This is a genomic window from Zobellella maritima (assembly GCF_003075035.1).
Taxonomy (GTDB): Bacteria; Pseudomonadota; Gammaproteobacteria; order Enterobacterales; family Aeromonadaceae; genus Oceanimonas; species Oceanimonas maritima.
Map to the genome: position 1 here is coordinate 74,893 of NZ_QCZE01000007.1, position 24,151 is coordinate 99,043.

Annotated in this window: 23 protein-coding genes; 9 read left to right on the forward strand and 14 right to left on the reverse strand. The window is 60.3% G+C overall.

What is annotated here, in order from left to right:
- Positions 1-22: 22 nt before the first annotated feature.
- The 8 genes from DCS96_RS17730 to DCS96_RS17765 all read right to left on the reverse strand — a co-directional run bounded on the left by DCS96_RS17730 (position 23) and on the right by DCS96_RS17765 (position 8,822).
- The gene (locus tag DCS96_RS17730) at positions 23-1,111 is read right to left on the reverse strand and encodes a trypsin-like peptidase domain-containing protein (RefSeq protein WP_198650125.1); all 1,089 of its coding nucleotides are present in this window, start codon (positions 1,109-1,111) and stop codon (positions 23-25) included.
- Positions 1,112-1,233: 122 nt separating this feature from the next.
- Positions 1,234-3,162 (reverse strand): DNA topoisomerase III, encoded by a 1,929-nt coding sequence (locus tag DCS96_RS17735; protein WP_116475745.1) that lies wholly within the window; start codon positions 3,160-3,162, stop codon positions 1,234-1,236.
- A 193-nt stretch (positions 3,163-3,355) separates the two neighbouring features.
- Positions 3,356-3,817 carry a hypothetical protein gene (locus tag DCS96_RS17740; RefSeq protein ID WP_116475746.1) on the reverse strand — a complete coding sequence of 154 codons (462 nt, stop codon included), beginning with the start codon at positions 3,815-3,817 and terminating at the stop codon, positions 3,356-3,358.
- A 42-nt stretch (positions 3,818-3,859) separates the two neighbouring features.
- Positions 3,860-4,480: a protein-methionine-sulfoxide reductase heme-binding subunit MsrQ gene (gene msrQ, locus DCS96_RS17745; protein ID WP_116475776.1), complete on the reverse strand. Its 621-nt coding sequence runs from the start codon at positions 4,478-4,480 to the stop codon at positions 3,860-3,862.
- Positions 4,480-5,496, reverse strand: coding sequence for a protein-methionine-sulfoxide reductase catalytic subunit MsrP (gene msrP / locus DCS96_RS17750; RefSeq protein WP_116475747.1), 1,017 nt, complete (start codon positions 5,494-5,496; stop codon positions 4,480-4,482). Before msrP ends, msrQ begins: the two co-directional genes overlap by 1 nt.
- Positions 5,497-5,552: 56 nt before the next feature.
- Complete coding sequence (locus DCS96_RS17755) at positions 5,553-6,896, reverse strand: sigma 54-interacting transcriptional regulator (RefSeq protein WP_116475748.1); 1,344 nt, start codon at positions 6,894-6,896, stop codon at positions 5,553-5,555.
- The gene (locus tag DCS96_RS17760; RefSeq protein WP_116475749.1) at positions 6,893-7,399 is read right to left on the reverse strand and encodes a hypothetical protein; all 507 of its coding nucleotides are present in this window, start codon (positions 7,397-7,399) and stop codon (positions 6,893-6,895) included. The genes DCS96_RS17755 and DCS96_RS17760 overlap by 4 nt, the downstream gene beginning before the upstream one ends.
- Entirely contained in the window at positions 7,392-8,822 is a 1,431-nt protein-coding gene (locus tag DCS96_RS17765; protein WP_198650127.1) for a sensor histidine kinase, read from the reverse strand. The genes DCS96_RS17760 and DCS96_RS17765 overlap by 8 nt, the downstream gene beginning before the upstream one ends.
- 540 nt (positions 8,823-9,362) lie before the next feature.
- Here DCS96_RS17765 and DCS96_RS17770 point away from each other — a divergent pair.
- A complete protein-coding gene (locus tag DCS96_RS17770) occupies positions 9,363-9,770 on the forward strand; it encodes a CBS domain-containing protein (RefSeq protein WP_116475751.1) in 408 nt (135 codons plus the stop codon).
- A 19-nt stretch (positions 9,771-9,789) separates the two neighbouring features.
- Here the strand turns inward: DCS96_RS17770 and asnC are convergent, their stop codons facing one another.
- Positions 9,790-10,260 (reverse strand): transcriptional regulator AsnC, encoded by a 471-nt coding sequence (gene asnC / locus DCS96_RS17775; RefSeq protein WP_116475752.1) that lies wholly within the window; start codon positions 10,258-10,260, stop codon positions 9,790-9,792.
- A 140-nt stretch (positions 10,261-10,400) separates the two neighbouring features.
- Here asnC and asnA point away from each other — a divergent pair, with 140 nt between their 5' ends.
- Entirely contained in the window at positions 10,401-11,393 is a 993-nt protein-coding gene (gene asnA / locus DCS96_RS17780; RefSeq protein WP_116475753.1) for an aspartate--ammonia ligase, read from the forward strand.
- Positions 11,394-11,625: 232 nt separating this feature from the next.
- Positions 11,626-13,611, forward strand: coding sequence for an exoribonuclease II (locus DCS96_RS17785; protein ID WP_116475754.1), 1,986 nt, complete (start codon positions 11,626-11,628; stop codon positions 13,609-13,611).
- 115 nt (positions 13,612-13,726) lie between these two features.
- On the opposite strand, the gene DCS96_RS17790 is transcribed toward DCS96_RS17785, so the two are convergent.
- The 4 genes from DCS96_RS17790 to DCS96_RS17805 all read right to left on the reverse strand — a co-directional run bounded on the left by DCS96_RS17790 (position 13,727) and on the right by DCS96_RS17805 (position 17,653).
- The gene (locus DCS96_RS17790) at positions 13,727-14,509 is read right to left on the reverse strand and encodes an alpha/beta fold hydrolase (RefSeq protein ID WP_116475755.1); all 783 of its coding nucleotides are present in this window, start codon (positions 14,507-14,509) and stop codon (positions 13,727-13,729) included.
- A 329-nt stretch (positions 14,510-14,838) separates the two neighbouring features.
- Positions 14,839-16,044 carry a 3-oxoadipyl-CoA thiolase gene (gene pcaF / locus DCS96_RS17795; RefSeq protein ID WP_116475756.1) on the reverse strand — a complete coding sequence of 402 codons (1,206 nt, stop codon included), beginning with the start codon at positions 16,042-16,044 and terminating at the stop codon, positions 14,839-14,841.
- Positions 16,041-16,835, reverse strand: coding sequence for a CoA-transferase subunit beta (locus DCS96_RS17800; RefSeq protein WP_116475757.1), 795 nt, complete (start codon positions 16,833-16,835; stop codon positions 16,041-16,043). The genes pcaF and DCS96_RS17800 overlap by 4 nt, the downstream gene beginning before the upstream one ends.
- Complete coding sequence (locus DCS96_RS17805) at positions 16,835-17,653, reverse strand: CoA transferase subunit A (RefSeq protein WP_116475758.1); 819 nt, start codon at positions 17,651-17,653, stop codon at positions 16,835-16,837. Before DCS96_RS17805 ends, DCS96_RS17800 begins: the two co-directional genes overlap by 1 nt.
- A 262-nt stretch (positions 17,654-17,915) precedes the next feature.
- Here DCS96_RS17805 and DCS96_RS17810 point away from each other — a divergent pair, with 262 nt between their 5' ends.
- On the forward strand, positions 17,916-18,701 hold the full coding sequence (locus tag DCS96_RS17810; protein ID WP_116475759.1) for an IclR family transcriptional regulator domain-containing protein: 786 nt from the start codon (positions 17,916-17,918) through the stop codon (positions 18,699-18,701).
- 4 nt (positions 18,702-18,705) lie between these two features.
- Here the strand turns inward: DCS96_RS17810 and DCS96_RS17815 are convergent, their stop codons facing one another.
- A complete protein-coding gene (locus tag DCS96_RS17815; protein WP_116475760.1) occupies positions 18,706-19,608 on the reverse strand; it encodes a LysR family transcriptional regulator in 903 nt (300 codons plus the stop codon).
- A gap of 107 nt (positions 19,609-19,715) precedes the next feature.
- Between DCS96_RS17815 and DCS96_RS17820 the strand changes: the two genes are divergently transcribed.
- The 5 genes from DCS96_RS17820 (at position 19,716) to benB (ending at position 24,140) form a co-directional block, all read left to right on the forward strand.
- Positions 19,716-20,834 (forward strand): muconate/chloromuconate family cycloisomerase, encoded by a 1,119-nt coding sequence (locus DCS96_RS17820; protein ID WP_116475761.1) that lies wholly within the window; start codon positions 19,716-19,718, stop codon positions 20,832-20,834.
- 40 nt (positions 20,835-20,874) lie between these two features.
- Entirely contained in the window at positions 20,875-21,165 is a 291-nt protein-coding gene (gene catC, locus DCS96_RS17825; RefSeq protein ID WP_116475762.1) for a muconolactone Delta-isomerase, read from the forward strand.
- 71 nt (positions 21,166-21,236) lie between these two features.
- Complete coding sequence (gene catA / locus DCS96_RS17830; protein WP_116475763.1) at positions 21,237-22,175, forward strand: catechol 1,2-dioxygenase; 939 nt, start codon at positions 21,237-21,239, stop codon at positions 22,173-22,175.
- Between the two features lie 100 nt (positions 22,176-22,275).
- A complete protein-coding gene (locus DCS96_RS17835; RefSeq protein ID WP_116475764.1) occupies positions 22,276-23,652 on the forward strand; it encodes a Rieske 2Fe-2S domain-containing protein in 1,377 nt (458 codons plus the stop codon).
- Positions 23,649-24,140, forward strand: a complete 492-nt coding sequence (gene benB / locus DCS96_RS17840) for a benzoate 1,2-dioxygenase small subunit (protein WP_116475765.1) — start codon at positions 23,649-23,651, stop codon at positions 24,138-24,140. The genes DCS96_RS17835 and benB overlap by 4 nt, the downstream gene beginning before the upstream one ends.
- The last annotated feature ends 11 nt before the right edge of the window (positions 24,141-24,151 follow it).

The window sequence follows — 24,151 nt, forward strand, 5'->3', positions numbered from 1 at the left end:
ACAGTTATCAGATTGATATCACCTACTCCGCCAGGAACGCCTGCACCTCGTCCACCGCAATGGCGAAGTTAAAGTTGCCCCCCGCCTGTATTCCCTTGGTGGTGACGCCGATCAGCTGCCCCTCGGCATCGAACAGGGCGCCACCCGATGAGCCATAGGTAATGGGGGCCGTGGTCTGGATCAGCCGAACCCCGCGCTCATTCCTCAACGCGGAGACAATGCCTTCGGTCAGGGTTTTCTCAAGCCCTGCCGGGGAACCGATGGCAAACACCTTCTCGCCGACCCTAACCTGGCTGAACGGCTTGATGGCATCGGTGAACTCCAGCTGCCGGTTGGACTCTATCAGTTCCAGCAGGGCGAGGTCGCGCCTGGGATCCGTCTTGACCACCCGCCATACCAGCACGTCCCCTTCCCGGACGTATTCACCCCGGGTATTGATACTGACGGGGACCCCTCCGGCCTTGACCAGGTGGTAGTTGGTGACTGCGCGGTAGGGATCGATGGCAATGGCAGAGCCCAGGCTGATGGGCTCAAGGCCGGCGCCGAGCCGCTCGTAGACCACTATCTTGTACACGCTGGGTTCACGACGGGCGTACAGTTCAACGGCTTCCGAACCGGCAGGAGGCTCACCTCCGAGGGCAGGAATGGCCGGCGATACGGCGGGGGGGGACAACGAGGGCGGGCGGCCCAGCAAGGTCAGTAACCGGGCACACTCTTCATCCCCCTGCTCGGCACAGGCCCGATAGTGCTCTGCCGCCTGCTCACGGTCCCGGTACCGTTCACCGTAGTCCCCACGATAGATGCTGCCCAGCTGCAGGTGACCCAGCGGGCTCCAGACCGGATCCCCGCCATCCGCCACCCGCTTGAACCAGCTGATTGCCTGCCCCGTATCCTGCCGGGTTCCCCTGCCCTCGAGATACATATTGGCAACGGAATACTGGGCCTCCGGGTAGCCGTTGTTCTCGGCCGCCCTGAGATAATAACGAAACGCCCTGGTATCATCGCCCTGAAGTTCGGCCTCATAGGCGGTCTGGTACTGGGCATCGCTGGTCAGGTTGCAGCCGCCAAGGAACATGGAAAAGAGGGCGAACAACAGTCGAATCTTGTCCATGGCCGATATCCATCCGCTGCGCTGAATAAGAGGGGGTGATTCACTCGAATCAAAGCCTAAGCATAGCATTGCCGTCGGGGTAACGAGCCGGACCTGTCACGGCCTGACGACCCCGATGGCCGTTATTTGGGCCCGGCAACGGCTTTGCGCGTCCTGCGTTTACGAAATGCCTTGGGTTTGACGCCCCCCTGCAGACCACGGAAGGAGGCAGGATCCACCTGTCGCATCAACTCGGGAAGGGTGTCTTCCAGAGCTGTCATAAAGCCCTGGTAGCTGGCCTGCTTACGGCTGATGGCGTCCAGCTGGGCCTCCCAGCGGGCGGTCATATCCGGGGTAGTGGCCGCATCCGGCAGGCTGGCAATCAGCTTTTTTCCGGCCTCTGAGGCCCGGATCTGTTTGCCTTGGCGAAGCAGAAACTGGCGCTTGAACAACAGCTCGATAATACCGGCGCGGGTGGCTTCTGTGCCCAGGCCATCCGTATCCCTGAGGATTTTTTTGACCTCGGGGTCATGCACAAAGCGGGCGATGCCGGTCATGGCCGCCAGCAGGGTGGCATCGGTGAAATACTTGGGAGCCTGGGTCAGCTTGTCCAGTAACTCCCCCCGCAGGCACAGCAAGGTTTCGTCCTTGGTCAGCCTGGGCAGCCGGCTGGGCAGTTCCGGTGTTTCTTCCTGCTTGCCGCGCTCATGGTTTTCAAATAACCGCTTCCAGCCCTTGTTGAGCTGTTGCCGGGCCCGAGCGATAAAGAGGCCGCCGGCAATCTCCACATCGACCTGTTGATCCTGGTATTCCCAGGCCGGATAGAACTGGGCCAGGTACTGGCGCGCGATCAGCTGATAGATATTGAGTTCGGTCGCCGACAGCCGGCCGCTATCTGTTTTTTTCCCGGTCGGGATGATGGCGTGATGGGCTTCGACTTTGTTGTCGTTCCAGGCCTTGCTGCGCAATGCGAGGTCTGCGTCAGCCACCGCCGGTGCCAGGGCCGGACACACGCGGGCAATGGCAGTAGTCACGGCCGGCGCCTGGCTGAAATGCTCTTCCGGCAGGTAGCGGCAATCAGAGCGGGGGTAGGTGATCAGCTTGTGCCGTTCATACAGGCTCTGGCAGCTGTCCAACACCTGCTTGGCGCTCAGGCCGTATCGGCGGGCGGCATCGATCTGCAATGTCGAAAGGTTGTAAGGCAGCGGGGCCGCCTGTTGCTTGCGCTTGTTGGCAAGCGACCGTACCCGACCCGGTTGGCCGGCAATACGCTTGAGCACATTTTCCGCCAGCGCCCGGGACAGCACCCGCCCCTCTTCATCCTGCCAGGGCTGACAGGCTTCGCTCGGCTGCCAGCGGGCGCGGAACTGCTCATCCCCCTCGGTCTGCAACAGGGCATCCACCTCATAGTAGGGCTTGGCCTGAAACGACTCGATCTCCAGATCGCGGCGCACCACCAGGCCCAGCACAGGGGTTTGCACCCGCCCCACCGACAGCACCCCCTGGTAGCCCATTTTCTGCCCCTGAATGGTGCACAATCGGCTCATATTGATGCCATACAGCCAGTCGGCCCGGGAACGGGCCAGGGCCGATACCGACAGGGGAGCAAATTCCCGGTTGCTGCGCAGCCGGCTAAGGGCCTTGCTGACCGCGCCGGGGTTCAGGTCACTGATCAGGCAGCGCTGCACCTGCTCCCGCTTGGCGGCCGGCACAGCACAGAAGTTAATCACTTCATCCACCAGCAGCTGCCCCTCGCGGTCCGGATCTCCCACATGGACAATGCGCTGCGCCTCTTTCAGCAGCTTGCGCAACACCCCCAGCTGGCCGCGGGTCTTCGCCTTGGGCTCCAGCTTCCATTCCCGGGGGCTGATCGGCAGGTGCTCCAGCCGCCACTGTTTATAGGCGGGATCGTAGGCATCGGGCTGGGCCTGCTCGAGCAAGTGGCCGATACACCAGCTGACCACGTCACCATTGGCGACCCGGATAAAACCCTCACCCTTTTGGTGCGGTTTCGGCAGAACATCGGCCAGGGCCCGGCCCAGGCTGGGTTTTTCGGCGATATAGAGGATCATGCTGACAGCGGCCTGAATCGTCTGAAGGGGTCATACACGTCGGCCAAAGCAAGCGCTCCACCGACACGCTGCAAGCACCTCCTTGTGGAGCTCGGCACATGCCCTCCCTGGCATGTGACGGTCGGTGAAACGCCGCCCCTTGCCCTCCTGTTAGCAAATGGAATCGCTTGTAAGGCCATAAGAGGGTGCGGGATCAGTAATCCCCGTTCAGCAGGAACTCGTCCATGGCTTCCACCAGGTAGGGCCAGTCCTCTTCCGGCACCGGCAGGGCCGGGTCTTCGTCGCCCTCGCCGTATTCCTGCCAGTAATGCTCCCGCAGCGCCAGGGCGAAATCGCTGGAGTCTTCGGCCAGGGCATAGAGGGGGCCGAACCAGATGATGCGGGTCAGGCCGGCGGTGAGATCATTGAGGTATTCCACCAGCACCTCCGGCTCCGGATACTGCTCCATCAGCAGGGCGAAGCGCTCCCCGGCGGCGACGGTTTGTTCCGGCTCCAGCTCGCCCAGTTCGGCGACATAATGCAGATAGTCCTGCAGCACATATTGTCGGGCCTGGTCTTCTCCCTTCAGCCACTGACAACGGGTTTCTTTACGGCTGATAACGGAAAGGGCCACGCCCTCGTCGAGATAGCACAGGGCCCACAGCTGGTCGTCCATAATGTCCTCATGGCGGATTCAATCAACGGACGCCAGTGTAGCCTAAACCGGACGCGCTTTGTAAAAACCGTGCACCAGGCGCAGCAGTTTATCCCGCCGCCACCACAGCAGCGCCAGGCTGACGGCCAGGTACAGAAACGGTTCGATCCAGCCGGATTTGACCGACCACCAGAAGTGGATGGGGATCAGCAGAGCCACCAGGTAGATGCCGTTATGCAGCCGCTGCCAGCGGCGACCCAGACGCCGTTGCCAGCCCTGGGTTGAGGTGGCCGCCAGCAGCAGCAGGACAACCCATGACAGCATCCCCAGGGTGATAAAACCACGCTTGAGGATCTCCCCGCCGATCAACCCCCAGGCCAGCTGCAGATCCAGTAGCAGCCAGACTCCCAGGTGCAGGCTGGCGTAGACGAAACACCAGAGTCCGACCAATCGCCTGACCCGGATCAGGGCGCCGTTTTTCAGCATTTTCGCCAGGGGAGAGATACACAGGGTCAGCAGCAGCAAGCGCAGCGCCCACAGGCCAAGAAACTGCAGCAGCTCGGGCACGGGATCAGCACTCAAGCGACCGGCATTGACGGCCCATACCAGCCAGAGCAGCGGCAGGGCCGCCAGCAGGTGCAGGACGCCCTTCAGCCAGAGCAGCCGGCGCGAAGTCAGCCGGATCAAAACCACTTCCTCAGATCCATACCCCTATACAGGTCGGCGACCTCTTGCTGATAGCCATTAAACATCAGGGTGGGCTGGCGCTCGCTGCCGAACAGGCCGCCTTCGCCGATCACCCGCTCGCTGGCCTGGCTCCATCTGGGGTGATCCACCGTCGGATTAACATTGGCATAAAAGCCATACTCGTGACGGGCCAGCAGGTTCCAGGTCGTCGGGGGTTGCTGCTCGGTCAGGCGGATACGGACTATCGACTTGATACCCTTGAAACCGTATTTCCAGGGCAATACCAGGCGCACGGGGGCGCCGTTTTGCGGCGGCAGCGTCTTGCCGTACATACCCACGGTGAGCAAGGCCAGGGGATGCAGCGCCTCATCCAGGCGCAAACCTTCCACATAGGGATAATCGATGCCACCGCCAACATAGCGGGAAGCCTGGCCGCGCATCTGTTCCGGATCATAGAGGGTTTCAAAGGCCACATATCTGGCCCTGGAGGTCGGCTCGGCCGCCCTGATGATGTCGGCCAGTGGTACCCCCAGCCAGGGGATCACCATGGACCAGGCTTCAACACAGCGATGGCGGTATATTCGCTCCTCCAGCTGTTGCCGCTCAAGCCAGGCCCATACATCCAGGGTCTGGGGTTTGTTCACTTCACCCTCAATGGCCAGGGTCCAGGGACGGGACTTAAATTGCTGGGCATGGCGGGCTGGATCCGACTTGTCGGTGCCGAACTCATAGAAATTGTTGTAACTGGTCGCTACCTTTTCGGTAGTCAGGGGTAACTCCGGCCGGTAACCGGCGGGACGACTGAATTCGAGCGGCCTGGTGGTTGCCGGCCCGGCCGCGTCGTCTTTGTCATCGAACAGGCCAAACAGGCTGGCGTTTGCCGAACCACTCAGGGCCGCGGCCCCCAGGCCCAGTCCCAGGCCCTTGATAAGTTGCCGGCGTTGTTGATAGACCGCTTCCGGGGTGACCTGATGCTCACCGATGGTGGAGGATTTGGAGATTTTTATCAGCATGCGGGATCCATAAGTAGGGGTTCCTTGTTATAGAGCGCAGCACACCCAAAAATCTTTCACTGTTCGGGCTTATCTTTATAGCTGCTGGCCTCGAGGCCATGCCGGTTGAGCAGCTTGTAGAAGTCGGTCCGGTTGCGTCCGGCCAGCGCCGCGGCCTGGGTTACGTTGCCGTCGGTCATCCGCAACACCTTGTGGAGGTACACCCGCTCGAAATCGGCCCTGGCTTCGTTGAAGGTAGGGAAATGGTTCCCGCCACCGGACAGGATGGACTCCAGCAGCTGGGGGCCGATCACCGGCGCCGAGGCCAGGGCCACCGCCTGTTCTACCGTATTGCGCAGCTGCTGCACATTGCCCGGCCAGGCCGCCGCGGCCAGCAATGCCAGCGCTTCCGGCGCGAACCCGGTCACCTGAACCGGCTGCCGCTGCCTGATTTGATCCAGGAAGTGACGGGCCAGCAGGGGAATATCCTCCGGCCGTTCCTCGAGTGCCGGCATTGGCAGATTGAATACATTCAGGCGGTAGAACAGGTCTTCCCGGAATCGACCTTGCTCCATGGCGGTGACCAGATCCCGGCTGGCCGCCGATAGGATGCGCACATCTATGGCGACATCGCGGCGGCTGCCCAGCGGCCGCACCTGCTGCTGTTCCAGGGTTCGCAACAGCTTAACCTGCAGCGCCGGGGGCAGATCGCCGATATCATCCAGCAACAGGGTGCCTCCCTGGGCCGACTGGAACAGGCCTGGATGGTCGGACACTGCACCATGGAACGCCCCTTTAACATGACCGAACAATTCGGATTCCAGCAATTGTTCGGTCAAGGCAGCACAATTGAGGACCATGAAGGGGTAGTCCCGCCTCGGGCTGGCATCATGGATAACCTGGGCCATCAGCTTCTTGCCCGCCCCGGAAGGTCCGGTGAGCAGCACACTGATATCCAGCGGGGCGATACGCCTGGCCTGCTCCAGTACCCCTTCCATGAGCGGGCTACGGGTCATGATCCGCGTCTGCCAGTCCGCCTCATGGGCTGGCAGTGACACGGACAGGGCTTCATTGATGGTCTTGCGCAGGGATTCCTTGTCGATAGGCTTGGTCAGGAAACCAAATACCCCCGAGCGGGTGGCGGTGACCGCATCGGTAATAGAGCCATGGGCGGTCATGATAATCACCGGCAAGCCCACATACTGGGCCTGGATGCGATCGAACAGGGCCAGGCCGTCCATGCCGTCCATCTTCAAATCACTCAGCACCAAATCCGGACGGTCTTTTTCCAGCTGCTCCAACGCCAGCGGCCCCGACTCGGCAGAGTACACCTCAAAGCCCTCGCTCCTGAGCCTTAGACCCAGCAGTTTCAGCAGGCTGGTGTCGTCATCCACCAGCAGTACCTTGGCTTTACGCTTCATGGCTGGCCAGGCCCCTGATATTTGCGCTCGCTGATTTGTTCGTCGATGGTGGCCAGTTCCTTCAGCTTGCTGCTCAGGCTCTCGACCTGCGCCTGCCGCTGCTCGGCCAGTTCATTCAACGCCAACATCTCTTGATTATATCCTTGATAAACGGCAAAGAACTGTTTGAGGCTGGGGCTGATGACCGGCATATTCCGGCTTAACAACTGTTGTGCCTGCTGGCGCTGGCCCGGCTCGGCCTTGGGATGACTGAGCCAAAGTGCCAGCTGCAGTTCATTGTTGTTGTCCTGCCGTCGCAGGCTCTGAATGCTGCGCTTGCGCTCGGCGTCGTTACTGTGCAGCACCTTGTCGGCATAGCTTAGCCAGCTCAGCAATTCATCATGCGTTATGGCCGATGCCCCGGCGGCGGCCGGGGCCGATGCGTCAGGAGCTGTCTTCCAGACGGGAGATGAGCAGGCAGACAGCAACAGCGCCGACAGGCAAAGAAGCCAGTGTTTATTCATCAATCTTGTCCTTGTCTATGTCTGTACTTGCAGGCAGGTTGAGTTCGAAGCAGACCAGCCCGCTGTCATCATTGAGACGGAGTGTTCCCGCCATACTTATGGCCGCCTCCCTGGCAATACTCAGGCCGATACCCGAGCCTTTCAATACCCCTTTACGTTCCTGGCTGCCCTGTACAAAAGGCTCGAAAATGCGCGCTTTATCCTGTTCCGGGATCGGCTGTCCGCTATTGGCAACGCTCAAAGTGTACGAGTCGCCGGCCTGAACCGCCCGTATCTGGATCAGCCCCCCCCGGTCACCATAATTTACCGCATTGGAGATAAGGTTATCCAATACCAGCTTAAGCCGGTGCGCATCTGCGATCGGCTCGGCGTCCTCCACCTCCAGTTGCACCTGCATGCCCTTGCCTTCTATGGTCAGGCGATGGGCATTCAGACTTTGCTCCAGCAGGGGGCGCACATCGACCCTTTGCTTGAACACCTGAACCTGCTGCACCCGATTGTAATCGAGCAGCTGCTCGATAAGGCCCTGCAGGCGGAAGCTGTTATGAACCAGCAAATCACAAATTTCCTCCTGTTCGGGGGTGAGCGGACCCGTCACCCGTTCAAGCAGGAGATCCGCGCCCTCACGCAAACTGGCCAGGGGCGTTTTCAACTCGTGGGAAAGATGGCGCAGAAACTGCAGTTTCTGAGCCTCCAACTCGCGTAAACGCAGGTGTAACCATTGCAACCGTTCTCCCAGGGCCACCAACTCGGCCGGCCCTCGGATCGGCCTGTCATCAGGCTCAATTCCTGCCCCCAGGCTTAATATACAGCGTTCAAGCTGACGCACCGGCCGGATAATCAGGTAGGTAAACAACAGTACCAGCAACAGGCTGGCGCCTCCCAGTGCCGTGCTTAACCACCATAATTGCCGACGCAGCTGCAGCACATGCTGACGCACCTGCTGGATGCGCACATCCACCTGCTCCCGGGTCAGCTGATCAAGTTGCAATGTCAGGGCATTAAATTGATCAAATATCGCCGCCCGTTGACGGATTTGTGCCCCATCGGCCTGAGCCAGGTCAACCAGTTCAATCAGGAGCCGAGGTAGACTTGTGGTCAGTGTGCCCGCATCGACGGCAACCAGCTGGCCATCGAGGGCGCTGCGATAGCGTTCGAGTAGGCGCAGGTAAGACAGCCTCAGCTCCGGATCCTCCAGGACAGCATATCGTCTTATGGTACGTTCCATATCCAGGGCCAGATCGTTCATGTCCGATGCCCGGCGGGTATCCCTGACCGCCCCTTCGATACCGTCCTGGGCCAGTCCTATCACCTGCTCCAGGCTGCGGCTGTTCTGGTACACCAGCAAGATCAAGGGTAATAGCACCAGCAGGAAGGCCATCAATACCAACTGCAATAAAGAACGCGGAGCCAGGCCCCTCACCGCTCTCGACATCATACACCTACTTAGCAACCCGGCAGACAGGCAGGATATCAAAGCGGCTGGCTATCGGACAAAAAAAACCGGTCGGGGGTAGACCGGTCTAAAAAAGTACAGAATGTGCGTCCTTGCACGGGCCCGATAGCCGCTCAGTGGTGCTAAAGCAGTATCAGACAGCCATAACACACGCAAATTCCGGACCGATATTTTTTATCCATTATTTTCAATACTTTATAAAACAGGCTGACATGACACTTATACAAGCTGTATCAGTTGAGTATCATAAAAAACAGAGGCTGGTTTAATTTCATTAAAAATCAAACACTTAAACTGTATCAAAAAACAGACAGTCGTTCGGCCAGCGGCCCGTCTCCACAGGCCCACTCCGCCGTAAATGAGCCAGGTCGCGCTCCAGTCGCGGCCCCATGTTCTATGCTCAATACAGGCCGAGGCGAAGGCTATCAATCCAGCAGGCAAGGCCTATTGGATAATGCATATAAAGACTGCCACACTCGGTTTATCAAGCATTTAAGGAGAATGGCAATGGCACAAGTAAACGAAATCATGCGACATAGCCTGCCCATGCTGACAGTGGATATGTCCATATCGGAAGCCCTGGATCGAATGCTGGAGTCGGGATTGAGCGGCTTGCCAGTGGTGGATGTACAGCGACATATTGTCGGCTTCCTGTCGGAACAGGACTGCATCCCCAAACTGATCAATGCCAATTACTACTGCGACAACCGCGCCAAGGTCAGTGATCTGATGCGCTCCACTCCCCTGACCGTCACCCCGGATACCGATGTATTTGAGCTGGCGCGCATGATGGGAGGCCCCAAACCCAAGCTGTATCCCGTGGTACAGGGTAAAAAGGTCATCGGCATCGTCACCCGTCAGCAGGTCATGCGCTTTTTAAACAAACAGCTTAAAACCTGCCTGATGGCCTACTGAAGCGGGGCTTGAAGCCCGGTCAGGGGGTGACATCCCGGTCGATAGGCTGCTGCAGGGAGATCAGCGTCTCGGTGGACTGGATCTCGTCGATGGGCTGTAAACGGTTGATCAACACCCGTTGCAGCTCATCGATGGAGCGGGTCATCACCTTGATAAAGATGTTGTAGTGCCCGGTGGTATAGTAGGCCTCGACCACTTCTTCCAGCTGCTCCAGCTTGGCCAGTGCCTGTGGATAGTCCCGCGCGCTTTTCAGGATGATGCCGATAAAACAGCAAACGTCGTACCCCAGCTTCTTGGAGTTGACCTGTACCCGAGTGCCTTCTATCACCCCCGCCTGTTTCATCTTCTCGACCCGCACATGAATGGTGCCCGGACTCACCTCGAAACGTTTGGCCAGTTCCGCATAGGGCACCCGGGCATTATCCATCAGCGCCATCAGGATGGATTTATCGAGATTATCGATCCGATAATGAAAGTCTGTTTTTTCCATCTAAATTCAACAATCCGTTAAAATAAAGGCTAATTTTTATAGAAAATAAAACACAATCCCTTTTTCTGCCAATGATTATTGAAATCCCATCAGACATAACTGATTATCCTGCAAAAGATATAGCAACCCAGGTGAGTCAGATGAAACAAAGTTATGTTGTGCGCCAGCGTCAAATCCGTTTTGTAAAAGAGTATTTTTCCGGTCAGTTGGCCCAGCAACTCAATCTGCTCGAGGTACAGGCTCCGATCCTGAGCCGCCTGGGAGATGGCATGCAAGACAACCTGTCCGGCCATGAAAAAGCGGTACAGGTCAAGGTCAAGGCGTTGCCGGAAGCCAGCTTCGAAGTGGTACATTCCCTGGCCAAGTGGAAACGCCATACCCTGGGCCGCTTCGGCTTTGAGCCGGGTGAAGGCATCTACACTCATATGAAGGCCCTGCGCCCGGATGAAGACCGGCTCAGTCCCATCCACTCCGTCTACGTAGATCAGTGGGACTGGGAGCAGGTCATGTCCCCCGCCGAACGCCATGCCGACTTCCTGGTACAGACGGTGCAGCGTATTTACGGCGCCATCAAACGTACCGAACAGGCCGCCGCCGCCGAATTCGCGTTCACGCCCTTCCTGCCCGAGCAGATCCATATCCTGCATGCAGAGGAGCTGCTGGCCCGTTACCCCGAGCTCGATGCCAAGGGCCGGGAACGTGCCATCACCAAGGAATTGGGTGCCGTATTCCTGATGGGTATTGGTGGTCAGCTCAGCCACGGGGATCGCCACGACGTGCGTGCGCCCGACTACGACGACTGGTCCAGCGAGGGCAAGGACGGCCTGGCCGGCCTGAACGGCGATATCCTGGTCTGGAACCCGGTACTGGAAGATGCCTTCGAAATTTCCTCCATGGGGATCCGGGTCGATCAGCAGGCGCTGACCCGCCAGCTGGCACTGACCGGCAGCGAAGACAGGGCAACCCAGGAATGGCACCAGCAACTGCTGGCCGGGCGCCTGCCCCAGACCATCGGCGGCGGCATCGGCCAATCCCGCCTGGCCATGTTACTGCTGCAGCTTTCCCACATCGGCCAGGTACAGTGCGGCGTATGGCCGGCGGAACTGAGCCAGTCGGTGCCCGAATTGCTGTAAACCTGCCGGGTCCTGCGGTGCTCACCGCAGGACCCCATGACTCGACGCACCAGGCTCAGCGCCCCCGCCATACCGACGACAACTCCCTTTCATATCGGTGGCAACCGCCCGCTTCCTGCCCTGGCAGGCATGCCGGATCGACCACAAGACAACCGCTACCGGGTCAAGGTTTCCTTGGCTTTGGCGGATGAAATCCGTATAGTCAGGCCGATATTTCGACAGGTTTTCGCATATGTTTCAAAACAACCCCCTGCTGGCTCAGCTCAAGCAACAAATCCGCGAGTCCATTCCCACCAAGGAAGGGACCATCAAGGCCACCGCCAGAGGCTTTGGTTTCCTCGAGGTGAGCGAGAAAGAAAGCATCTTTATTCCGCCTCCCTACATGAAGAAGGTGTTGCACGGCGATCGGGTCACCGCCCTGGTACGTACCGAAAATGAAAAGGAAGTGGCTGAACCCGACAGCCTGATCGAGCAGGGGATAACCCGTTTTGTGGCCCGGGTGAAATGGTTCCGGGACCGGCTCAACATAGTGCCCGATCATCCGCTGATCAAGGATGCCATCAAGGCCCGTGCCAAGAAGGGGCTGGACGAAAAAAGCCTCAAGGACGGTGACTGGGTAGTCGCCGAGCTCAAGCGCCACGCCCTGAACGACAACGGCTTCTTTGCCGATGTGGTCGAACTGGTGGCCGGGGTGGACGATCCCATTGCCCCCTGGTGGGTGGTGCTGGCACGCAATGCCCTGGCCAACCAGGCGCCCCAGGATCAGGAGCAGTGGCAGACACTGGAAGACACCCTGCCCCGGCAGGATCTGACCGACCAGCCGCTGTTCACCATCGACAGCGAATCCACCCAGGATATGGACGATGCCCTGGGCATCCGCAAGCTGGATAACGGCTGGGAATTGACCGTGGCCATTGCCGATCCCACCGCCTATGTGGCCCATGACAGCGAGCTGGACAAGATTGCCGCCGAACGCGCCTTCACCGTCTACCTGCCCGGCCGCAATATCCCCATGTTGCCGCGTACCCTGGCCGACGAACTCTGTTCGCTCAAGGCCGGCGAAATACGCCCGGCATTGTGCGCCCGCCTGCATGTCACCTTCGACGGTCAGGTCACCGAGCAGGTTGAGTTCTTTGCCGCCCGCATCCGCTCCCAGGCCAAGCTGGCTTATGACAAGGTGTCTGACTGGCTGGAGCAAAAGGGAGACTGGCAGCCCGAGTCCGAGATCATTGCCGAGCAGCTGCGCGAACTGGCCGCCTTCACCGAGGCCCGCAGCCGCTGGCGCACCGAACACGCCATCGTGTTCAAGGACAGACCCGATTATCGCTTCGAACTGGACACGGCAAGCAATGTGGTGGCCATCCATGTGGATCAGCGGCGCATCGCCAACCAGATGGTGGAAGAATCCATGATCGCCGCCAACCTGGCGTGCGGCAACTGGCTGGCCGAACATGCGGGCACCGGTATCTTTAATGTGCATGCGGGCTTCGACAGTGAAAAAATGGAGCAACTCATCGAGCTGCTGCAGGCTCATGAAGCCCCGTTCGACCCGGATACCCTGGCAACCCTGGACGGTTTCTGCGCCCTGCGCCGCTGGCTGGATGCCCGGGAAACCAGCTACCTGGACAGCCGTATCCGCCGCTACCAGTCGTTCGCCGCCATGGGAGTGACCCCGGCCGCGCATTACGGTCTGGGACTGACCGCCTATGCCACCTGGACCTCACCCATCCGTAAATACGGCGACATCATCAACCACCGGCTAATCAAGGCCATCCTCAGCGAGCAGGCCGTTGACCGCCATGCCCCCACTGTCGAGCTGGCCACCCACCTGTCCGAACAACGCCGCATGCATCGCCGTGCCGAGCGGGATATCGCCGACTGGTTGTATGTGCGTTACCTGCAAGGTGCGGTCACCGAAGCCAAGGTCTTTGAGGCCGAGATCATCGATATCGGCCGCGGTGGAGTGAAGCTGCGCCTGCAGGAAAACGGCGCCGTGGTCTTTATGCCTTCGTCGCTGATCCTGGCCAATCGGGATCGACTGGAGTGCAGCTGGGATGACGGCCGTGTCTACCTGGACAAGGAGCCGATTTTCGAACTGGGTCAATTCACCCAGGTGATCCTGACCGAGGCGGTGGAAGAAACCCGCTCGCTGATCGCCAAACCGGCGGTATCAGTGGTGCCGGAAAAACAGGAAAAGCCGGAGCAATCCGCTTCCTGATAGTAAAAAGGCCTGCGATTGCAGGCTCTTGCGAACAATGAAAACCCCCTTCTTTACCAGAAGGGGGTTTCTTTTTATCTATACCCGCATGACCGGCGGGCTTGTCTCACCGCCATCAGCCAAGATGCGCCAGCAACAAGCGGCTGAAACGTTCCGGGCATTCCACCGAGGGCACATGGCCCACCTTGTCCAGGATCACCGGGTCGCCGGTGCCACAGCACTGGGCCAGGGCCCGCAGGGATTCGGGCGGAGTGGCCACATCGTCGCTACCGCCCACCAGCAGCAAAGGCACCTTGTGGTTACCGAGTTGCTCGCGGAAGTCGGCACGCCCCAGCATTTCGCACAGCAGGGCGTAGCTGTTGGCATCACCGCATCCCATTATGGTATTCCAGCCCTGCAGCAGTGCCGGCTGAGCCTGGCAGGCGGCCGGGCCGAACCAGCGCGGCACTATGTCCACGGCCATGCTCACCAGGCCCTTCTCCCGCACTGCTGCGGCCCGGGTTTGCCAGGCGTCGCGGGTGCCGATCACGGCACCGGTATTGGTGAGTGTGGCCGACAGCAGGCGGTCGCCGTGCCGGCTCAGCAGTTGCTGGCCGATGACGCCACCGATGGAGGTGCCGGCAAAGTGGAAGTGCTCGGCGCCGGCCGCCTCGGCCAGGGCCAGGACTTCCGCCGCCAGGCTGGCGGGAGTGATTTGCTCCCCGCGCCAGGCAGCACTACTGCCGTGGCCGGGCAGATCCCAGGTCAACACGCGATAACGGGGCAACAGGGCGGGCAACAGCTCATCCCACACCGCCTGGCTCATGCCCAGCGGATGCGCCAGCACCACCAGCGGCAGTGAAGCGTCGCCCAGCAGGCGGTAGCCGACGACGCGACCGTTGATTTCCAGAAAAGACATTCAGCCTCCGAATAGTTAGGGCCTTGGGCCCTGGATCCTAATCACAATTTCTTGTTGGTTGTCATACCCTGTAGTTTCGTCGGCCATGGCACAGAGGGCCAGCAAAGCAGGCATGCTTTGCTCTCCTTGGCCTGCGCCCCGGGTTGACGGCCAGTATCTGACAGGCAGCACAGCAACATCACGAAGCAGCAGCGGGGATTGCCGTAGCCAACCGTCAAATGCCAGGGATGGCATTTATCGAGCGCCCATGGATGGCTTGCAGCGTGTCGGCAGAGCGCAACCGCGCTGCTGCTTCGCACTGGGAGTGCCACAGCCTTGGGCCTGAGCTCTTAAACCCGCTCGATTAGGATGGCGATACCCTGGCCCACGCCCACACACATGGTGCACAGGGCCAGACGCTTGTTCTGGTGGTGCAGCTCATGGGCAGCGGTCTGCAGCAGGCGGGCACCGGACATACCCAGCGGATGACCCAAAGCGATGGCGCCACCGTTGGGGTTGACCCTGGGGTCATCGTCCTTCAGTCCCAGCTCGCGCATGCAGGCCAAGGCCTGGGCGGCAAATGCCTCGTTGAACTCGAACAGGTCGATGTCATCCATGGTCAGCTTGTGCTGGGCCAGCAGCTTGCGTACCGCTGGCACAGGACCAATGCCCATTACCCGCGGCTCCACGCCGCCGGTGGCCATGCCCAGAACCCGAGCCATCGGCTTGAGGCCATGACGCTGCACGGCGTCTTCGCTGGCGATCAGCATGGCGGCAGCGCCATCATTCACGCCGGAGGCGTTACCGGCGGTCACGCTGCCACCGGCCCGGAACGGAGTGGGCAGCCTGGCCAGCTTCTCGACCCTGGTGTTTGGGCGCAGGTGCTCGTCGTCGGCGAAGATCAGCGGCTCCTGCTTGCGACGGGGAATTTCCACCGGCACGATTTCTTCGGCGAAACGGCCGTTACGCTGGGACTCGGCGGCCTTCTCCTGGGAGCGGGCGGCAAAGGCGTCTTGATCCTCCCGGGAGATATTGAACTGCTCGGCCACATTTTCGGCGGTTTCCGGCATGGAGTCCACGCCGTACTGGGCCTTCATCAGCGGGTTGATAAAACGCCAACCGATGGTGGTGTCTTCAATGGTCTGGGTGCGGCTGAAGGCGGTGTCCGCCTTGCCCATGACGAAGGGGGCGCGGGACATGGATTCCACGCCACCGGCCAGCACCAGCTCCAGCTCACCGGCCTTGACCGCACGCACGGCGGTGCCCACCGCATCCATGCCCGAACCACACAGGCGGTTGATGGTGGTGCCGGGCACGCTCACCGGCAGGCCGGCCAGCAGGGACGACATGCGCGCCACGTTGCGGTTGTCTTCACCGGCCTGGTTGGCGCAGCCCATGATGACTTCGTCAATGGCGGCCGGGTCCAGATCCGGCACCTGGGCCAGCACGGCTTCAAACACGCGGGCGGCCAGGTCGTCGGGGCGCACCGCCGCCAGGGTGCCGCCGAAGCGGCCGATGGCGGTACGGCGGGGATGACACAGATAAACCGGCTTCATTGGGCGGCCTCCCGGGAGATCGGCTTGGCATGGTGCTCGGCGGTTCTGGCCTTGAGGTCACGCAGAATGGTCAGCTCCTCGGCGCTCGGCTCGGGAGTCAGCGCCAGCTCGTCGGCAAAGCGTACCGGCCAGCCGGTGGCATCACTCACCTGCTCGCGGGTCACGCCAGGGTGCAGGGAGACCACGGTCAGCTCCCTGGTCTCGGCATCCGGGGCCATCACGCACAGATCGGTGATCACCTTGGTCGGGCCCTTGCCGATGTTGGGCACGCCGTCACGGCCCTTGCCGTCGCGACCGTAGCCCAGGGTGGTGATGAAGTCCACCGCTTCCACAAAGGCGCGTGGCGAGTGCTTCAGGGTTATGAACACTTCCCTGGAGTTGGTGGCTATCTCGGGCGCGCCGCCGCCGCCGGGCAGGCGTACCTTGGGTGACTGGTAATCACCAATCAGGGTGGTGTTAAGGTTGGCGTAGCGGTCGATCTGGGCGGTACCCAGGAAACCCACGTCGATGTGACCGCCCTGCAGCCAGTAACGGAACATCTCGGGCACGGCCACTGTAGTCAGGGCCTGCTCGCACAGCTCGCCGTCACCGATCGACAGCGGCAGGATATCGGGCTTGGTCTGCAGGGTGCCGGATTCGTAGATCAGGGTCACGTCGGGGGCGTGAGTCAAGCGGGCCAGGTTAGCCGCCTCGCTGGGCAGGCCTATGCCCACAAAGCAGGTCATGCCGTTGCCGAGGGCACGGGCGGCGGTGACCGTCATCATTTCTGAAGAGGTGTATTCGAGTGTCATTATGCCTGCCCTCCTGCGTTATAAACGTGCTGCTGCAGCCAGTCGTTGAAAGTGTCACGATCGCGGGAGATAGCATCCCATTCCTTGTAGAAACTGTTGTTTCTCTCGTAGTAGCCGTGGGCGTAGGAAGGCGCGGCGCCCCCCTTCACCTCGGCGATGGCGGTGATGGCCCAGCCCGGGATTACGCAGGCATTGGATTCAGCCTGCAGATCGTCGACGATTTCTTCCACTGTCACTATGCTGTATTTGGCCGCCAGCACTGCCTCTTTCTGTACCCCTACTATGCCGGAAACCAGCACATTGCCCTTACGGTCGGCACGTTGGGCATGGACGATGCTGACATCGGGCCGCACCGCCGGCACCGCAGCCAGCCGCTCGCCGGTGAAGGGACACTCGATAAAGCGGATCTGCGGATTGACCTTGGGCAAGTCGCTGCCGATGTAACCGCGCAATACCGCCAGCGGCAGGCCGGCGGCACCGGCTTCATAGGCGCAGGCCATGGCCGCATGGCTGTGTTCAAAGATTTCCAGCTTGTGAGGCCAGCCTCGCTCCACCGCGTCTCGCAGCCGGTGCAGAGAGCCCACGCCGGGGTTGCCCCCCCAGGAGAAAATCAGGCGATCGGCACAGCCGGCACCGATCAGCTGGTCATAGATGATGTCGGGGGTCATGCGGATCAAGGTCAGACCACGCTTTTCCTGACGAATGATTTCGTGTCCCGCTGCAAAGGGGATCAGGTGGGTAAAACCCTCCATTGCGACGGTTGCACCGTCCTGGAGGTAGCGAGCAACCGCGTCGTGCAGGCTCATGAATTCGGCCATGGGTATCGCCTCCCTGGGTGGATGGAAAGTTCGCACTGCGAACTTGAGTTTGCATTGCGAACATACTTACACCTTTTCATGCGGATGGCAAACCCCGCCCCCGGCCATTGTGTAGAAAAAATTATTAACCAATTGAAAAGAAAGAGATTATTTTTTGAACATGAGCAGCAGCCAATGAAGAGGTACTAACGAGTGTTCGTTATACGAACTTTTGATACCATAGACGACAGCTCATCACTCAATGCCGCCACAAGGGGAAACCATGACCACAGACGACAAGCTCAGCCCGGAAGACAGGGACTTCGTCACTGCCCTGGCCAGCGGGCTGGAGGTACTACAGGCCTTCGATCAGCAGCAACCGCTCATGACGCTGAGCGAGGTGGCAGCCAAGACCGGCATGGACAGAGCCAAGGCCCGGCGCTTTCTGCTGACCCTGCATGCCCTGGGCTACCTGAACAAGCAACAGCGCCACTTCGCCCTGACCCCCCGCGTACTGCAGCTGGGTAATGCCTTCCTGTCCGCCAACCCCTACCGGGTAGTGATCCAGCACTACCTTGAGGAAATAACCCGGGAGATAGGCGAGTCAACCTCATTGGGCATTCTCGACGGTGACGATGTTGTCTATATCGCCCGCTCCGCGGCCGAGCACCGGCTGATGGCCATTCGCCTGTCGGTGGGGACCCGGTTGCCCGCCGCCTACACCTCCATGGGCCGGGTGCTGCTGGCCCAACTTCCGGAAGATCAGCTGGAAGCCTATCTGCAACGCGTGTCCCTGCAGGCCCACACCGCCCACAGCATCACCGATAGCAACGAACTGCGCCGGGCCATCGACCAGGTACGCCAACAGGGCTACGCCATCGTCGATCAGGAGCTGGATTCAGGGCTGCGCTCACTGGCGGTGCCGGCCTTCGACCAACAGGGCCAACTGCTGGGGGCCATCAACATCAGTACCAACGCCGCCCGGGTGGACATGGATACCCTCACCGGCCGCTTCCTGCCACTACTGCAGGAAAAGGCCCGACTGATCCGGGAAACCCTGCAGGGCTGAGCGATCAGGGATAACGCCCGGTCAGCCGGTTTTCCACCAGCTCCATCAGTATGGTGTTGACCAGCCGCATCGCCGCATTGGGATTTTCTCCCCGACGGCGGGAAGCGATCACCGGTATGGTGAGCTTGTCATCCGCCACCGGCACGAACTCCACTCCCTCCCGATGCAGTTTGTGCACCTGCTCGGGCACAAAGGTAAATCCCATATCCGAGGCCACCAGCGACAATGCCGTCTGCAGGTCGTTGACCTGCTGGATCACCTGTACTTTCAAGCCTCTGCGATGGAACAGCCCCAGGGCAATATCGGCGAAGTTGGGACCGGCACCGGCGGGAAAGGCGATCATCGGAATTTCTGCCAGTTCCGCCATGGTGAGCGACTGCCGGGTCAGGGGGTGGGACGACGGCAGGGCGATCAGCAACGGCTCGTTGAACAGTACCTCCTGTTCCACATCCGGATCCTCGATGTGCACCCGGCCAAAACCGATGTCGATCTTGCCGCTCTTGAGCGCCTCGACCTGCTCCTGGGTTTTTAGCTCGTGCAGTATGATTTCCAGGTTCTTGTTGCGCCGCAGCCGCCGCACCATCAACGGCAACTGGCCGTAGAACACCGAAGGTACAAACCCGATGGCAAATACCGTCTTGCGCAGCTGGGCTATCTGCCGCGTGCCTTCGATGCTGGCATCCAGCTTGTCCATGATGGTTCTGGCCTGCTGCAGGAAATACAAGCCCCCCTGGGTCAGCTCCAGCCCCCGCGGCTTGCGGATGAACAGCTGCACCCCCAGTTCCTCCTCCAGCTGCTTGATTTGCCGGGTCAGGGGCGGCTGGGCGATAAACAGCTTTTCGGCGGCCCGGGTCAGGTTCAGTTCTTCCGCCACGGCGATGAAATACCGCAAGTGTCTCAGCTCCATCCATACCTCCAGGGTATTAGTAGTAACTTAATCAATATTGGTGTGCCCAGCCCCGAAACTGTAACTTCACTGCAACAGAGCGTTATCACTCGAGGTTCAGAGGTTACATGTCAGCAATCATTCAGTCCATTGAAGCGATCCTGGTCGACATCCCGACTATCCGTCCCCACAAGCTTTCCATGACTACCATGGGCGTTCAGACCATGGTGATAGTGAGGGTTAAGGACTCAGACGGTCTCGAGGGGCTGGGTGAAGCCACCACCATCGGCGGCCTGGCCTATGGCCCGGAAAGCCCCGAAAGCGTGAAGTTGACCATAGATACCTATTTCAAACCCCTGCTGCTGGAACAGCCGGCAGACAATTTCAATACCTTACGGGTAAGGCTTAACCGGGCAATCCGCGGCAACAACCTGGCCAAATCCGCCATCGAGACCGCCCTGCTCGACCTGCAGGGCAAGCGCCTGAACCAGCCCCTGCACCAGCTGCTGGGCGGTGCCGTGCACCAGCACATTCCGGTGCTCTGGACCCTGGCCAGCGGCGATACCCAGAAAGACATCGACGAGGCCCACAAGCTGATCGCCGAACAGCGCCACTGCGACTTCAAGCTGAAAATCGGCAGTCGTGCGCTGATGGACGATGTGCGCCACGTGGCCGCCATCAAGGCCGCCGTGGGCGACAGCGCCAGCGTGCGGGTGGATGTGAACCAGGCCTGGGATGAAAGCACCGCCGCCAAGGGCATGGCCGAGCTGCAGGCCGCCGGCATCGACCTGGTGGAGCAGCCCACCCCCATGAAGGATCACGCCGCCCTGGTGCGGCTGTCCGAGAAATTCCACCTGCCCATTCTGGCGGATGAAGCCGTGGCCGACGCCACCGACATGTTTACCCTGGCCTCCGCCGGTTTTGCCGGCTCGGTGGCGCTCAAAATCGCCAAGGCCGGCGGCCCGCTGCAGGCCCTGAAGGTGGCCAGTGTGGCCAGCGCCGCCGGCATCGGCCTCTATGGCGGCACCCTGTTGGAAGGCACCATCGGCACCGCCGCCTCGCTACACGCCTGGGCCACCCTGGACAAGCTGCACTGGGGCACCGAGATGTTCGGCCCGCTACTGATGAAGGACGACATAGTGGAAACGCCGCTGAACTTCCATCACAACGGCGTGACCCTGCCCGACGGCCCCGGCCTGGGCATCACCCTCAACGAAGACAAGCTGGGCGAGTACCGCCGCCAGTAAGCCTGCCGCAGGCACTGCAGAATACCCAAGGAGATATAGCATGCTGTTTAAAGTCGAGATGAAGGTCAATCTGCCCCACGACATGCCGGCCGAGGTGGCCGCCGAGATAAAGGCCCGTGAGAAGGTCTATGCCCAGGAGCTGCAGTCTCAGGGCAAATGGCGCCACCTGTGGCGGGTGGCCGGCAGCTACGCCAACGTCAGCATTTTTGATGTGGCCGACAACACCGAGCTGCAGGATCTGATAAGCCGTCTGCCGCTGTTTCCCTACATGGACATTACGGTTGCGCCCCTGTGCCGGCACCCGTCCTCCATTCATCAGGATGACCGTTAATCGTTAGCCGTTAAGCGTTTGAAGTGCCCTACACCACAGAATCAAAACAGATAATGCAAGGAGCCAGAGCAATGTCAGTCAAAACCATGGAAACTCAAGAAGTCAGAGAGCTGTTGGAAAAAGTCGCCGGACTCCATCAGGCAGGCGGCAGCGAGCGCGTCAAGGCCATTGTGCACCGGGTCATGCATGACGTATTCCAGATCATCGAAGATCTGGACATCACGCCGGAGGAGTTCTGGAGCGCCGTGTACTACATCAACGACCTGGGTAAGAACGGTGAAGCTGCCCTGCTGGCCCCGGGCCTGGGTATGGACAAATACCTGGATATCCGCATGGATGCCGAAGACGAGCAGGCCGGCCTGGCCGGCGGCACCCCGCGCACCATTGAAGGCCCCCTGTACGTGGCTGGCGCCCCGGAATCCGAGGGCTTCGCCCGCATGGACGACGGCACTCAGGATGGCGAAACCATGATCCTGACCGGTGTGGTGACTGACGAGAGCGGCAAGCCCCTGCCCAACACCCTGGTGGAAATCTGGCACGCCGACCTCAAGGGTGGCTACTCCTACTTCGATCCGTCCCAGAGCGAGTACAACCTGCGTCGCAGCATCAAGACCGATGCCGACGGTCGCTACACTGCCCGCAGCATCATTCCGTCAGGCTACGGCTGCCCGCCCGACGGCGCCACCCAGGCGCTGCTGAACCAGCTGGGTCGTCACGGCCGCCGTCCGGCGCACATTCACTACTTTGTGTCCAAACCGGGCTACAAGCACCTGACCACCCAGATCAACCTGGCCGGTGACGAATACACCTACGACGACTTCGCCTTTGCTACCCGCGAAGAGCTGGTCTGCGACGCCGTGCGCATCGAAGACAGTGCCGCCGCCGAGCAATATGGCCTGAACAAGCCGTTCACCAGGGTGGAATTCAACATTCAGCTGGTGGCCTCCGACAAGCCCGAGCACCAGCAGCGCCACGAGCGCAAGCGTGCCCTGGAAGACGAAAAAGCCTAAGCCTTCAACTGAACCCTGTTAATAACAGCCAGCCCCAGCGGGCTGGCTCGGGCAAACTCGCGCCCGAGCAGGGCAGCAACCTCACATGGAGTGACGAAACATGACTCGCCAACTCGACAAACTCGAACAGAAAATCCGGGCCGCGGTGGAAGCCGATCCGCAAACCGGCCACTATCGCTGTGATCGCGGCATCTTCACCGACCAGGCGCTGTTTGACCTGGAAATGAAGCACATCTTTGAGGGCAACTGGATCTATTTGGCCCACGAGAGCCAGGTGGAAAACCCCGGTGATTACTACACCACCACCGTTGGCCGCCAGCCGGTGGTGATCACCCGCACCAAGGATGGTGAACTGCGCGCCCTGCTGAATACCTGTTCCCACCGGGGAGCCACCCTGTGCCGCAAGAAGCGTGGCAACAAGGCCTCCTTTACCTGTCCCTTCCACGGCTGGACCTTCAAGAACGACGGCAAGCTGCTGAAGGCCCGGGACCAGAAAAAGGGGGGCTACCCCGACAGCTTCAGCACCGACGGCTCTCACGATCTGAAGCAACTGCCGAAATTTCAGTCCTACCGCGGTTTCCTGTTCGGCAGCCTCAACGCCGACGTACTGCCCCTGGAAGAATACCTGGGTGAAACCACCAAGATCATCGACAACATGGTCGATCAGGCGGAAGACGGCCTGGAAGTACTGCGCGGCAGCTCTACCTATACCTATGAAGGCAACTGGAAGCTGACCGCCGAAAACGGCGCTGACGGCTACCACGTGGGCACGGTGCACTGGAACTACCTGTCCACCATGAGCCAGCGCAACTACGACAAGGGCGGCACCGAAGCGGTGGACGCCAAAAGCTGGTCCAGCGAAGGCGGCTTCTACTCCTTCGAGCAGGGCCATATGATGCTGTGGACCCGACTCACCAACCCTCAGGTACGGCCGGTTTACAGTCATCTGCAGCGGCTGGAAGAGCAGCTGGGCGCGGCCCGTGCCGACGCCATCGTCAACACCACCAAGAACCTGTGCCTGTACCCCAACGTGTACCTGATGGATCAGTTCTCCACCCAGATCCGGGTGCTGCGCCCGATTTCCGTCAACAAGACCGAAATCACCATCTACTGCTGGGCGCCGAAGAACGAGCCGGCGGCGGATCGCGCCAAGCGTCTGCGCCAGTACGAAGACTTCTTCAACGTCAGCGGCATGGGAACCCCGGACGACCTGGAAGAATTTCGCGCCTGCCAGAACGGCTACCAGGCCAGCGGCCTGAAGTGGAACGACATGAGCCGGGGTGCGGCCCACTGGATCGAAGGTCCGGATGCGGGCGCCGATGCCATCGGCCTCAAGCCTACCCTGAGCGGCGCCAAGCCGGAAGATGAAGGCCTGTACGTCACTCACCACCAGCACTGGGTAAAAGAAATGCTGCAGGCGGTCGAAACCGAGCGCGCCCAGCTGATTTCCATCAAAGAACAGGGGGCTTCCGCATGAGCATGAGCTTTGAACAGATCCAGGCCTTTGTCTTCCGCGAAGCCCGCCTGCTTGACGATCGTCAGTGGGACGAATGGCTAGAGTGCTACAGCGAAAACGTAGTGTACTGGATGCCTGCCTGGGATGACGAGGACACCCTGACCGAGGATCCGCAAACCGAGATCTCGCTGATCTACTACCCCAACCGGAAAGGTCTGGAAGACCGCGTGTACCGCATCAAGACCGAGCGCTCCGGCGCCAGCTCCCTGCCCGAGCCGCGCACCACGCACCTGACCAGCAACCTGGAAATACTGGAACGGGAAGGCAACACCGTGAAACTGCGCTTCAACTGGCAGACCAACAGCCATCGCTACAACAGTACCGCCACTTTTTTCGGCACCTCCTTCTATACCCTGGACACCAGTGGTGAGCAGCCGGTGATTACCGAAAAGAAAGTCATCTTGAACAACGACTACATCAATCAGGTGATTGATATCTATCACCTATAACGGGTGGGGAG

Bases quoted from the DNA above. Each gene is read 5' to 3' on its own strand.
- catA (WP_116475763.1), top strand. From the start codon at position 21,237: ATGTCAGTCAAAACCATGGAAACTCAAGAAGTCAGAGAGCTGTTGGAA.
- DCS96_RS17740 (WP_116475746.1), bottom strand. From the start codon at position 3,817: ATGGACGACCAGCTGTGGGCCCTGTGCTATCTCGACGAGGGCGTGGCC.
- benB (WP_116475765.1), top strand. From the start codon at position 23,649: ATGAGCATGAGCTTTGAACAGATCCAGGCCTTTGTCTTCCGCGAAGCC.
- DCS96_RS17815 (WP_116475760.1), bottom strand. From the start codon at position 19,608: ATGGAGCTGAGACACTTGCGGTATTTCATCGCCGTGGCGGAAGAACTG.
- DCS96_RS17835 (WP_116475764.1), top strand. From the start codon at position 22,276: ATGACTCGCCAACTCGACAAACTCGAACAGAAAATCCGGGCCGCGGTG.
- DCS96_RS17820 (WP_116475761.1), top strand. From the start codon at position 19,716: ATGTCAGCAATCATTCAGTCCATTGAAGCGATCCTGGTCGACATCCCG.
- pcaF (WP_116475756.1), bottom strand. From the start codon at position 16,044: ATGAAGCCGGTTTATCTGTGTCATCCCCGCCGTACCGCCATCGGCCGC.
- DCS96_RS17735 (WP_116475745.1), bottom strand. From the start codon at position 3,162: ATGATCCTCTATATCGCCGAAAAACCCAGCCTGGGCCGGGCCCTGGCC.
- DCS96_RS17810 (WP_116475759.1), top strand. From the start codon at position 17,916: ATGACCACAGACGACAAGCTCAGCCCGGAAGACAGGGACTTCGTCACT.
- DCS96_RS17760 (WP_116475749.1), bottom strand. From the start codon at position 7,399: ATGAATAAACACTGGCTTCTTTGCCTGTCGGCGCTGTTGCTGTCTGCC.
- DCS96_RS17785 (WP_116475754.1), top strand. From the start codon at position 11,626: ATGTTTCAAAACAACCCCCTGCTGGCTCAGCTCAAGCAACAAATCCGC.
- asnA (WP_116475753.1), top strand. From the start codon at position 10,401: ATGAAACAAAGTTATGTTGTGCGCCAGCGTCAAATCCGTTTTGTAAAA.
- msrP (WP_116475747.1), bottom strand. From the start codon at position 5,496: ATGCTGATAAAAATCTCCAAATCCTCCACCATCGGTGAGCATCAGGTC.
- catC (WP_116475762.1), top strand. From the start codon at position 20,875: ATGCTGTTTAAAGTCGAGATGAAGGTCAATCTGCCCCACGACATGCCG.
- DCS96_RS17800 (WP_116475757.1), bottom strand. From the start codon at position 16,835: ATGACACTCGAATACACCTCTTCAGAAATGATGACGGTCACCGCCGCC.
- DCS96_RS17770 (WP_116475751.1), top strand. From the start codon at position 9,363: ATGGCACAAGTAAACGAAATCATGCGACATAGCCTGCCCATGCTGACA.
- DCS96_RS17730 (WP_198650125.1), bottom strand. From the start codon at position 1,111: ATGGACAAGATTCGACTGTTGTTCGCCCTCTTTTCCATGTTCCTTGGC.
- asnC (WP_116475752.1), bottom strand. From the start codon at position 10,260: ATGGAAAAAACAGACTTTCATTATCGGATCGATAATCTCGATAAATCC.
- DCS96_RS17790 (WP_116475755.1), bottom strand. From the start codon at position 14,509: ATGTCTTTTCTGGAAATCAACGGTCGCGTCGTCGGCTACCGCCTGCTG.
- DCS96_RS17805 (WP_116475758.1), bottom strand. From the start codon at position 17,653: ATGGCCGAATTCATGAGCCTGCACGACGCGGTTGCTCGCTACCTCCAG.
- DCS96_RS17755 (WP_116475748.1), bottom strand. From the start codon at position 6,896: ATGAAGCGTAAAGCCAAGGTACTGCTGGTGGATGACGACACCAGCCTG.